We start from the raw sequence: 11,601 nt of genomic DNA, 5'->3' as shown, positions 1-11,601 counted from the left end.
GGCCACTTTCGTGTAAGTCATCGGCGGCAAGGTCGATACGGCGTATGAGGCGTTTACGGGCACGGACATGACGAATACCTCTGGGTGACGGCACGGGAGGCGTGCCCACGACAGGTAAGATCGTCCTGGGCCTGAGTTTATTCCCTGCTGTGACCGAAGCTGCTGGATTTCGCCCCGCCATGAGGGCAAGCTCCTGTCGGTAGCCGCGCCTGCGGCTCAGTGGACTCGAGGCATCCGTGTGACGACATCGAATCTGGCGCCTGGCCGCCTGGCGCGCCCGCTGCGCCTGGTGCTCCTGGATGACGACGACTTGCTGCGCGACCGCGTCCTTGCGCCCAAGCTGAGGCAGTTCGGTTTCGAGGTCACCGCGACCGGCAGCGCGGCCGAGCTGCGCGAGGTGGTCAGGATCGGGCCGCCGGACATCTTTCTACTCGATCTGGGCCTACCCGATGGCGATGGCTTCGAGGTGGCGAGATCGCTCCGCGCCGCCGTGCCTCGGGCCGGCATCATCATCCTCACGGGCCGCAGCGACAACGTCGACCGTGTGCGGGGCTTGTTCGAGGGTGCCGATGCCTACCTGACCAAGCCGGTGGAGATCGATGTGCTCGTGGCGACGCTCTATAGCGTGGCGCGGCGACTGGAGCCAGCGATGGCGCCGGCGGGGCATTGGACGCTCAGCCCGGACGAATGGTTCCTGCTGTCCCCCTCCGGCGGGCGGGTGATGCTGAGCAAGAGCGAGCGCCTCCTGCTCGAAGCGATGATCCAGCACGCTAACCAGGTCGTCTCGCGCGAGGCCCTGATCGCCGTGCTCACCGACGACGTCGACGCCTTCGATCCGCACCGCCTGGATTCCATGGTGCATCGCCTCCGCCGCAAGGTCCTGGCCGCCCTCGGCGAGCCCCTGCCCCTAAACGCCGCCCACGGCACGGGCTATGTTTTGGAAACCTGACGTGTCGGCCACCCGCCCGATCAGCGGCAGCAGCAGTCGAATCGTCGTCCCCTGCCCCAGCACGCTCTCCACGATCGTCTGGCCGCCGGCCTGCACCACGAGGTCGTGGACGACACTCAGGCCCAGGCCGGTGCCACGATCGGCGGCCTTCGTAGTGAAGAAAGGCTCGAACATCTGCGCGCGGGTCGATTCAGTCATGCCGATGCCCGTGTCCTGTACCGATAGCGCGACATAACCGTCGCTGTCTTCCAGGGTGATCGTGCAGCTGCCGCCACCCGGCATGGCATCGCGCGCGTTAGTCACCAGGTTGATGACGGCCATTTCAAACTGGCTGCGGTCGAAACGGATAAACCGCGGATCCGGCGGCGCATCGATACACAACTGGCAGTGTGAGGGCAAGGACTGCCGGGCAAGGGGACGCAACTCCCGCAACGCCGCCACCGCATCGAATTCCTCGGTAACCGTGACATCGTTCCGGCTGAAATTGAGCAGCTTGCGGCACACCGCCGTACCCCGGCGAGCGGCCAGCTCGATACCTTCCAGCGCGTCGGCCACAGCCCGTGTATTGCCGTCCATCGGCTCGTCTTCCGCAGGCAGGCGATCGCGCTCGGTGGAAAAGCCAAGGATGATGTCGAAAACGTTATTGACGTCGTGGGCGACACCGCTCGCCAGCTTGCCGACCGCGTCCATCTTCTGCGAGTGAAGCAGTCGCTCCTGCGTTCGCTCGCGTTCGGCAATCTCCCACGCCAGTTGCTGGCGGCGCCGATCCGACTCGAGCAGGCTCTCGCGCAACGCATAGATGCTGCGGTCGACGATCAGGGCAATGAGCAGGTAGCTGGTCAGCGCCCGCATCGGCAAGAGGTTGTAGATGGCCAGCAGAAGTCCGGGTGCGTTACCGCTTCCGGAAGCCTTCAGAGGATCCACGCTCATCACCAGGATCGCGACCTCCGCTGCGTAAGTCATCCACAACGCCTTGCGCCCGAGCATCAGGCCGCTCAGCGCGAGAATCATCATCAACGTGAGATTACCGTCGGTCGCGTGGTAGCCGAACGCCGCATAGGCCACCGCACCGCACGCGAGCATGGTGGCGACGAATTGCGAGACGGCGGGCGGGAATCGCCCACGACGAATCAGGTAGAAGCCCAACCATGCCGACAGGGTCATCGCCAGATCGGTGCCGATGTCGATGGCCATCGCCGCCGAAGCGCCGATACGCGCCTTGCCGTAAAAATGTTCCTGCAGATACGAGCCGTAAAGGCCGAACAAGTAGAGCTTGGTCGCAGGAATGCGCAAGCCCTCGAAGACGAGAAGCAACTGCATGAAACTCGCGTTGCGCCGGTCGACCGGATCGTCGATCGGCGTGTTGGCAAGCCAATGGCGAATGCGGGACAACATCCTGCGTTTCCCCTCGATGTCCGGCGGTGAGAACTCGGTGAGAAGCCGGCCAGTCGAGCGTGTGTGACTTTGCGACGGATGTAAAGCTATCGTCGAGCGTCCGCATGAACATGCGTCATGCGGACGTGTGCCGAAGGGGCAGCCTTTTACGGGTTGGGCACAAGAACTTACGAGGTAAACGGCTCTTTTCCTTCGGGGGTACTATGTCAGACATCATGTTCAGGCCTTGGCTTGTGGGCAGCGCGCTGCTCGTTGCCGCGGGCGCCGCATGCGATGCGCACGCCGCTGCCGCTACCGCTGCGGTAGGCAGCACCACCACTACACCGTTGATCACCAGGTCAGTCGATAAAAGCCAGATGACGACGCTGCCAGGCAGCGTGCCTGCCAGGGTCCGCAGTAGCGCCGATGCCGGCCCCATGGGAACCACCGAGGTGATTCCCTCGATGACCCTGGTGCTCAAGCGCAGCGACGACCAGCAGAAACGTTTCGATACCTACCTCGCCTCGCTGGACAATCCTTCCTCGCCCAATTTCCACAAGTGGCTGACCGCCAGCCAGGTGGGTGCGCAGTTCGGTCCGAACCAGAAAGACATCGCCGCCGTGAAGGCATGGCTCGCTAGCCAGGGCCTCGGCGTGAAGAACGTCTCCGCCGACGGCATGCTCATCCGCTTCACCGGCTCCGTGGGCGCCGTGCAACAGGCCTTCGGCACCTCGCTGCACCACTTCACCGACGCCAACGGCAAGCGCCACTTCGCCAATAGCGCCGAACAGAAGTTGCCCACTGCCCTCGTACCCGTCGTCCGTGGCGTCGCCTCGCTGACCGACTTCTTCCCGAAGCCCCAGAAGAAGGATGCCCAGCCGGTCAAACGCAACAAGAAGGGTGAATGGGTCACCGCCGGTGCGCCCTCGTCCGACTTCAACTTCGTCTACCAGGGCGACGTTCAGTACGACGTGGTGCCAGCCGACTTCGGCACCATCTACAACGTCAATCCCTTGTGGAGCCAGACGAACCCGGTGCGCGGCGCAGGCCAGACCGTGGCCGTGCTCGAGCGCACCAACGTGCTCGATGCCGATGTCGCCACCTTCCGGCATACCTTCCTGCCTGCCGATGCCAAGGGTGTCTTCACCCAGTTGCACCCGGCGGGATTCGCCGGCGATACCAGCTGCGGCGACCCGGGTACGAACGCCGATGAAGGCGAGGCCGCGCTCGACGCCGAGTGGGCCGGTGCCGCGGCGCCCGACGCCAACGTGACCCTGGCTTCATGCGCGGACAGCGGTGCGGATTTCGGCGCCTTCCTGGCCGCCCAGAACCTGCTGGAGCAGGACGCACCGCCACCCATCATGAGCCTGAGCTACGGCGAATGTGAATCCGTCAGCGCCGCCGTCGGCGACCTCGACGAAGCTGCGGCACTATGGTCCACCGCTGCCGCCGAAGGCGTGACCGTCTTCGTCTCCACCGGGGATGCTGGCTCGGCCGGCTGCGACCAGAACCAGGTCGCCTCCAGCTTCGGCATCGCGGTGAATGGCCTGGGCAGCACGCCCTACAACATTGCCGTCGGCGGTACCGACTTCGACGACTTCAAGAAAACGCAGAAGTACTGGCTGGCTGGTAACGGTGAGCTCGGTGCCAGTGCGATCAGCTACATCCCCGAGCAGACCTGGAACGATTCCTGCGCCAGCGCCCAGCTCGACAAGGTCCTGGGCATCGCCAATCCGAACAATGCCTGCAATTCGGCGGCCGGCGAAAACTTCCTCAACACTGCCGGTGGTAGCGGCGGCCCGAGCTACGTCTGGTCGCAGCCAACCTGGCAGCAGGGTATCGCTGGCATGGACCAGAACGTCACACGGGCGTTGCCGGACGTGTCGCTGTTCGCCGCGAACGGTCTCTACGGTCACGCGCTGATCTTCTGCATGTCCGATGCGGACCAGGGTGGCGTACCGTGTAACTACCTTGACCCGACCGACTCGCTGTTCAACAGCGCCGGTGGCACCTCGTTCGCTGCACCGGCCATGGCAGGCGTGCAGGCTCTCGTCGACCAGGCAAGCGCCAACCGCCTGGGCAATGTCGGCCCGACGCTCTACGGCCTGGCTCGCGCGCAGTACGGCACGGTCGCCACACCGGCAGCGGGCTGCAAAGCCAACGACACCACGTGCGTGTTCCACGATGTCACAGTGGGTGATATCGACGTTCCCTGCTTTGCAGGTACGGGCGATTGCTTCGTCAAGAAAGGCCAGCAATACGGCGTGGTCAGCGACGGCGGCCGTGCTTCGCTCGTCACCGCGTGGAAGACCGGCAAGGGCTACGACTACGCCACCGGCCTGGGCTCGGTCAACGTGACCAACCTGACCAACGCCATCGCCGCCAGGCAGACCCGCGGGCAGATCATTCCCCGCACCTGGGATCTGGCCGGCGCCAACGACAGCGCCAACCCCGGCGTAGGCCTGAACTCCGTGCTGGACGGTAAGAGCACGCTACTGCTGGTGGGTCCGAAGACCGGTAACGCCACCCTCGTGCGCATGAACGGAAGCACCGTGCTCTCCAGCGATACGTGGACCCCGGCGACCCAGGACAATGGCAATGTGGTCGACGGCTTTCAGCCGGGCGATCAGGTCAAGGCCATCCCGTTCGATATCTTCGGCGGCCAGCTGACCAACCAGACCGTGATGGAAAGCGACAACCCGACCACCAACACGCTGAACCTCGCGGTTTACAGCTACGGCTGGAACAACTTCCGCTTCCCATACCCGGCCGGCTGGAGCCTGGTCGGCGCCGGACTGATCGACGCGTCGGCCAAGTCCAAGGAAGTCTGGTTTAACGCCGGCACCGGCAAGGTGTCCTTCTGGACCTTCGATTGCAACGGCACCCTCAAGTTCGGCCGCTTCGACACCATGGACTGCGAACAGGGCGCATCCACGACGCTCGCCGCACCAGCGGGCTTCATGCCTAGCCTGGCCGATCTCAATGGCGACGGTATCCTCGACATCGTCTGGACCGGACCGAAGAACGCGGTGAAGTACTGGATCAACAACGGCCAGGGCGGCTTCACCAAGAGCGATGGCAGTAATGCCCCCGCGGGCTTCGCGCTTGTCGGCGTCGGCGAAGTCGCCGGCAGTGGCAAGACGGACCTGATCTGGTTCAACGCCAGCACCGGCAAACTGCGCTGGTGGGAGATGGACGGCACGACGGTCGCCAGCCAGGGAACCATGGCGGCTCCGGACGGCTATACCGTTGCGACGATCGAAGACTTCGACGGCGACGGCCTGGCCGACCTGGTCTGGACCAATGCCAAGGGCAAGGCCATCCTGTGGCAGGGCATCGGCGATGGCTTCGTCTCGCAGCAGGTGGCCGATGGCGAAGGCACGGCGTATGTCGTGCCCGCTGGCTACAAGGTGCAGATGAATCGCGTCCAGGGTGTCGTGAATGCTGCCGCTTCGTCGAGCGCCGCCGCGCAGGTGGCAGTGGCTGGTACGCACTGACCAGGACGACGTACTAACGAAAAGGGCGGACGGGAAACCGTTCGCCCTTCTCTTTGCCTGATATCAACCGGCGCCGTTGATACTCCGCGCCACCGCTTCCGCCACGCGAATGCCATCGACCGCAGCGGAGAGGATGCCACCGGCGTAACCGGCACCTTCGCCGGCGGGAAACAAGCCGCGCGTGTTGAGGCTCTGGTAGGCGTCGTCGCGACGGATGCGCACCGGCGACGAGGTGCGCGTTTCCACGCCGGTGAGCAGCGCGTCGTGCATGGCATAGCCCTTGATCTGGCGATCGAACGCTGGAAGCGCTTCGCGAATGGCCTCGATGGCGTACTCAGGAAGGGCCGGCGCGAGATCGGTCAGACGCACGCCAGGCTTGTAAGAGGGCTGTACGCTGCCGAACCCTTCGGACGGCTTGCCCTTGATGAAATCGCCGACCAACTGCGCGGGCGCGCTGTAATCCCGGCCACCGAGCTCGTACGCACGCGATTCGAGTGCGCGCTGCAAGGCGATGCCGGCCAGCGGGCTACCGCTGTCGTCGAACGCGGCGAAGTCCTTCGGCTCGATACCCACCACGATCGCCGCATTCGCGTTACGTTCGTTACGCGAATACTGGCTCATGCCGTTGGTCACCACGCGCTCCGGCTCGGATGTCGCAGCGACCACGGTGCCGCCCGGACACATGCAGAAACTGTAGACCGAACGACCATTCTTGCAGTGGTGCACCAGCTTGTAGTCGGCCGCGCCGAGAAGCGCATGACCCGCCTGCGGCCCGAAGCGTGCCTGGTCGATGATCGACTGCGGATGCTCCACGCGAAAGCCGATGGAGAACGGCTTAGCCTCCATGTACACACCGCGGTCGTGCAGCATGAAGAAGGTGTCGCGCGCACTGTGCCCCACGGCGAGCACGACATGATCGCTCAGCAACTGTTCGCCACTGGCCAGCACGACGCCACGCAGTTGGCGTGACCCGTCGCTAGCGGTGTCGACCAGCACGTCATCGACGCGTTGCGTGAAGCGAATCTCGCCGCCCAGCGATTCGATGGTTTCACGCATGGTCTCCGCCATCGTGACCAATCGAAAGGTGCCGATGTGCGGCTTGCTCACATAGAGAATTTCTTCGGGCGCGCCCGCCTTCACGAACTCGCTGAGCACCTTGCGACCGTGGTGGAGCGGATCGGAAATCTGGCTATAAAGCTTGCCGTCGGAGAACGTGCCTGCGCCACCTTCACCGAATTGCGCGTTCGACTCCGGATCCAGCTTGCCCTTGCGCCACAGGTCCCAGGTGTCGACCGTGYGGTCGCGCACCGCCTTGCCGCGGTCGAGGATGATCGGCCTGTAGCCCATCTGCGCGAGCAGCAGGCCCGCGAACAAACCGCACGGCCCAAGGCCGATCACGATGGGGCGCTGCTTCAGATCGGCCGGCGCGTGCCCCACGAACTTATAACTGGTGTCCGGCGACGGCTGCACGTGCTTGTCGTCGGCATGCCGCGCGAGCAGGCCAGCCTCGTCCGTCACGTCCACGTCCAGCGTATAGATCAACTGGATGTTGCCGCGCTTGCGAGCGTCATGACCGCGGCGGAACACCGTGAAGCCCATCATGCCGCCCTTCCCCAGCCCCAGCTTGGCGCGAATGGCCGCCTCGATGGCGCCTTCGGCGTGATCGAGAGGAAGCTTGATGTCGGTGAGTCGGATCATGCGTGCAGGTGTCAGGCGGTTTGGCCGGGTATTTTCGCATGTCTGGGGCGTCGAGGGCTGGCGAGGCTTAACCTTGTGCCGCCGGAACGGCGGTCGTGCTGACAAGCCGACGCAAGCCCCCTCGGGCCACGTCGGCAAACTTGGAGGGATCGCCGAAAGCACGAGCGGTGRGCATGGCGCCGTAGATAAGTGAGATGAATGCCTCGGCTTCGGTACTTGCCGCGCCCTGGAGACGGAATACGCCCTGCTGCGCGCCCTTGGTGAGAATGGTCTCGAGCCAACGCGACAAGTCGCGGAAATGCGCGCGGACGCATTCCGCCAGCTCGGGCGGCAACGAGGGCAGTTCTGCCGCCAGCATGCCGGCGACGCAGAACGGAGCCGACGCGTCAGCGATGCACTGCTCCCAGTAGCCGGTGTAGAACCCCAGCTTCTTCACGGGATCGAAGTCGTCGCCATCGAGCAACGCGATCTGCTCGACGATGCCAGCCCGCGATTCTTCAACGACCGCCCGCGCCAGATCCGCCTTGGCCGGAAAATGGTGATGGATGCTCGCCTTCCGGACCTGGACCTGCTCGGCGACGTCGGCGTAGCTGAAGCCGTTATAGCCACGGGTCTGGATCAGATACCGCGCTGAATCGATGAGTTTCTGCTGGGTGGTCATAGGCATAGCCTACCATTCAGTAGGTTAACTATTCAACAGGAACAGAGTCCGATCCCAAAACAATAAGAATGTTGACTCCTTTGACTACCTACTAGTAGGGTTACTCTCCCACTTGAGGATGTACCAATGAACACACTACGAAGCTTTTACTTTCTCCGCTCAGGCGTTGCCTTCGCCTGGGTCGCCCTGGTGGTACTGCTATCGAACCTTGGCGTGCCACCCCTCGTCTCCGGTGCCCTCCTGGTCCTCTATCCCGCCTGGGATGCCCTCGCGAACATGCTTGAGGCACGCCGATCTGGCGGCCTGCGCACCAACCCAGGCCAGCGACTCAACGTGGTGGTCAGCATCGCCACGGCGGCTGTCCTCGTCGTTGCGCTGACTGTCCGCGGGAACGCCGGCGGGTTGTTCGTCTTTGGCATCTGGGCCCTGTTGTCGGGACTGCTGCAGCTTTTCGTCGGCATTCGCCGCAGGAAGCTGGGCGGCCAGGTCTTCATGATGATCAGCGGCGTGCAGTCGGCACTGGCCGGCGTCTTCATGACCGTCCAGGCGTTCGGAGAGGCCCCCACGATCGCCAAGCTTGCCCCGTACGCGGCCTTCGGCGGGCTGTACTTCCTCCTGTCCGCGTTGCGGCTGACCTTCAAGCGCCCGACCTACGATGCCTATCAGCGTGAATCCACCTGATCCGGCCCGCGTGCCCCGGCAGACGACCAGATGAATCGGGTACTTTGGCGGCGACGGAACGGATTGTCCGGACCGGGATGCAGCGTTGAGGCGTTCTATGGTCAAACGGATCCTGTTGGCGGCGTTCATCGGCGTGGCCGTGACGCTTCTGCTCATCGCGCTTTCGTTCACGGCCGACGACGCAGGCCACGAGGCCTTATCGAACGCATTGTTCTGGCAAAACTCCCTTCTGCAGTCCCTGGTGCCCGCGCCCCATGGCGAGGCGGTAGGGAATCCGTTCGCCAACGGACTGCCCTTGCCGTTTGTCGTGTGGTTCGCGAGCGTTCCGCTTGGATTCGCTTTTTACGGGGTGGTGGCATTTGCCATCATCGGGAAGCTCAAAAAAAGGTTCTTCGCGGATTCTCGGGGGCCGGCCGCTTAACTTTGGGGCCGGGCTTTCTTTGGCACCTCGCACCTCGCGCATGGCTCGCCTTCGGCTTCGCGGGCTCGGCTTTGCCATCGCTTTCTACACTTGGGCGTCTCGCGGGGAGACCTTGGTGCCCACCCTCACGCAATCGGCGGCGCGTGGGCCGCTAAAAACACGCACTCGTAACGCGAGTGAACCGCCCCCCTCCAGCCTCCCCGGAATTCCGCGAAGAACTAAAAAAAAGCGACCTGGTTAGCCAGGCGGCAGCGAGGCGAGTGACAACTGTCAAAGCCGGTCGTTGACAAGCCGCCCTCCCGATCGACTTGCACAACCGACAAGCTGGATGTCACGCAACCCATCACCAGCAACGGAACCCGCCTCGTGAAGCCAGTCTCCCGCTTGCCCATCGTTACTGCGCTTGCTGCCGTCCTATGCTGTCTTGTTGCAGGTCCGGCCACCGCGCAATCGGGAGCGGGAGCGCCAGGCCGCCAGCCTGCCGCCCTGGAAGCCGACCAGTTGTTCTGGCAGACCTTCCGTAGTGGCGACTACGCGCACATCCAGGCCAGCATCGAGGCCTCCACTGCCGCTTATCTGCGCGACCCCAATGATGCCGTCAGTGCTGCCCATGTAGGTTGGTTGCACATGTGGCGCGTGGCGGAAAGGCACCGGATGCAACAGGCACCGGCGAGCATCACTGACGACATCGTTCTGGCAAGAAAGTACTTCCAGAAAGCCGTGGCACTCGCCCCCGACGATGCGCGCTACCGTGGTTTCCTCGCCAGCGCGATACTGGCCGAAGCCCAGATCGACCGCGACGCCGCGCTTCGCCAACAGGGTGCGGAAATCATGGAACAGGCTGTATCCGATTGGCCCGGTTTCAACCTGTTTACCGCGGGATTCGTGGCAAGCGGCATGCCGGCATCCAGCGATGGTTTCAAGCAGGCGCTGGAACAGCAATGGCAGAACCTCGAGGTATGCGGCCATATGAAGGTTGACCGCCACGGCAACAATATGGACCTTGTTGCGAAAAACATGGCAAAGGCCGTGGGGCAAAGCCGCGATGCTCGCGCGTGCCTCAACTCAGAAAAAGCACCGCATAACGAAGAGGGCTTCTTCCTCAACATGGGAGACATGCTCACCAAGGCTGGCGACTGGCAGACCGCACGCAAAATCTACGCTACCGCCAGGCTATCCACTGGCTACGCTCATTGGACCTATCGTGACGTACTGGAACAGCGTATCCGCGATGCGGAAGCGAACGTGGCGGTATTCAATGCGGACGCTCAACCGGGAAAGAAGTCAGCCAACCCGATGATGATCGGCAGCGACTTCTCCTGCATGGCTTGCCATCACCAGTAGGACTATCCCCCAGCGGCTTCGCGTCGGCGGCGCCTTGGGGATATGAGATGCAGTCGTGACGGAAGTCAGTCGTCAACGGTGTAGACGGCAATGAGGCGATAAGGCCCGAGCTCGCACTCGTGGAGTTTGCCCTGTTCGACGGCGGCCACCGCCTCATCAAGCGTGCCAAGTAAGCAATGATCATTGACCGGCAGAGTCGATGCCAGCCCGTTGCATGACAATGGGGAGCATTCGGCCATGTTGCCCATCGTGAACGACGCGATATTGCTGGCGAATATTATCGCCGGCCAACTGCGGAGGGTATATGAGTTGATGGGCAACCGTGCCGGACGTGCCGCCGCTTCCCGAGCCTGAGCAGAGCGGCTTCGTGAACAGTGACGGCGCGCGGATCTACTATGCCGTATTCAATCCCCACGGCGGGCGGCCCCATCAGCTAAAGACAGTTGGAAACCTGCCGATACACTTCGTTACGCGCGCGGGCACGCGCACCGGACTGGATAGCAGGGAGTTCCATGAAATATCGGTTTGCATGGTTGGGGCTGATCCTCGTGCTCGCGCAGCAGTCGCATGCGACTGAGGCCGCTCCGGTCCCGAAGCCCGTCGAGGCCTCCGAAAAGCGGATCATCGGTACTCCCGCCCCGCCCTTCCCACCCAGCGCCATTCGTCAGGGTCACGAAGGGACTGTAAAGGTTCGGGTAAAGCTCAACGCGAACGGCGAGCCGGTAGACGTGTCGGTTGAGGAAAGCAGCGGCTACAGCGAACTGGATGCCGCTGCGGTCAAGGGGGCATACAGCTGGCGATTTCGACCCAGGGTGGTGGATGGGCGAAACATGGAGGATACCGTTGTGGCCCCAGTGACCTTCAGTCACTCTTTCCACTCCGGTGCGCCGGTGGCAGTGCCGGGACCGGAATTCAGCTGCGTCAAGGCATCGACGCCGACCGAGAAAGCTATCTGCAACGACCCGGAGCTCACCGG

9 protein-coding genes are annotated in these 11,601 nt (G+C 63.4%); 6 read left to right on the top strand and 3 right to left on the bottom strand.

Going from position 1 to position 11,601, the window contains the following annotated elements; genetic code table 11:
• Nucleotides 1-238: 238 nt before the first annotated feature.
• Nucleotides 239-949 (top strand): response regulator transcription factor, encoded by a 711-nt coding sequence (locus AC1DSN_RS11795; protein WP_477296049.1) that lies wholly within the window; start codon nt 239-241, stop codon nt 947-949.
• Here AC1DSN_RS11795 and AC1DSN_RS11790 read toward each other — a convergent pair.
• Entirely contained in the window at nt 908-2,344 is a 1,437-nt protein-coding gene (locus AC1DSN_RS11790; RefSeq protein ID WP_477296050.1) for a sensor histidine kinase, read from the bottom strand. The genes AC1DSN_RS11795 and AC1DSN_RS11790 overlap by 42 nt on opposite strands.
• A 215-nt stretch (nt 2,345-2,559) precedes the next feature.
• Between AC1DSN_RS11790 and AC1DSN_RS11785 the strand changes: the two genes are divergently transcribed.
• The gene (locus AC1DSN_RS11785; protein ID WP_477330810.1) at nt 2,560-5,820 is read left to right on the top strand and encodes a protease pro-enzyme activation domain-containing protein; all 3,261 of its coding nucleotides are present in this window, start codon (nt 2,560-2,562) and stop codon (nt 5,818-5,820) included.
• A 63-nt stretch (nt 5,821-5,883) separates the two neighbouring features.
• Here AC1DSN_RS11785 and AC1DSN_RS11780 read toward each other — a convergent pair whose 3' ends face one another.
• Both AC1DSN_RS11780 and AC1DSN_RS11775 read right to left on the bottom strand, forming a co-directional pair.
• The gene (locus AC1DSN_RS11780; RefSeq protein WP_477330808.1) at nt 5,884-7,518 is read right to left on the bottom strand and encodes an NAD(P)/FAD-dependent oxidoreductase; all 1,635 of its coding nucleotides are present in this window, start codon (nt 7,516-7,518) and stop codon (nt 5,884-5,886) included.
• A gap of 67 nt (nt 7,519-7,585) precedes the next feature.
• Nucleotides 7,586-8,179, bottom strand: a complete 594-nt coding sequence (locus AC1DSN_RS11775) for a TetR/AcrR family transcriptional regulator (RefSeq protein WP_477330806.1) — start codon at nt 8,177-8,179, stop codon at nt 7,586-7,588.
• 126 nt (nt 8,180-8,305) lie between these two features.
• On the opposite strand from AC1DSN_RS11775, the gene AC1DSN_RS11770 reads away from it, so the two are divergent.
• The 4 genes from AC1DSN_RS11770 to AC1DSN_RS11755 all read left to right on the top strand — a co-directional run.
• A complete protein-coding gene (locus AC1DSN_RS11770; protein ID WP_477330804.1) occupies nt 8,306-8,860 on the top strand; it encodes a hypothetical protein in 555 nt (184 codons plus the stop codon).
• 97 nt (nt 8,861-8,957) lie between these two features.
• Nucleotides 8,958-9,281, top strand: a complete 324-nt coding sequence (locus AC1DSN_RS11765; protein WP_477296055.1) for a hypothetical protein — start codon at nt 8,958-8,960, stop codon at nt 9,279-9,281.
• A gap of 366 nt (nt 9,282-9,647) precedes the next feature.
• Nucleotides 9,648-10,625: a hypothetical protein gene (locus tag AC1DSN_RS11760; protein WP_477298093.1), complete on the top strand. Its 978-nt coding sequence runs from the start codon at nt 9,648-9,650 to the stop codon at nt 10,623-10,625.
• A 533-nt stretch (nt 10,626-11,158) separates the two neighbouring features.
• Nucleotides 11,159-11,601: energy transducer TonB (locus AC1DSN_RS11755; RefSeq protein ID WP_477330802.1), on the top strand; the 443-nt coding region annotated here is incomplete at its 3' end.

It is taken from the genome of Luteibacter sp. P4_D7_3, assembly GCF_056401735.1.
Note: the sequence above shows the minus strand (reverse complement) of the source record. Positions and strands in the feature narration are given on the sequence as shown.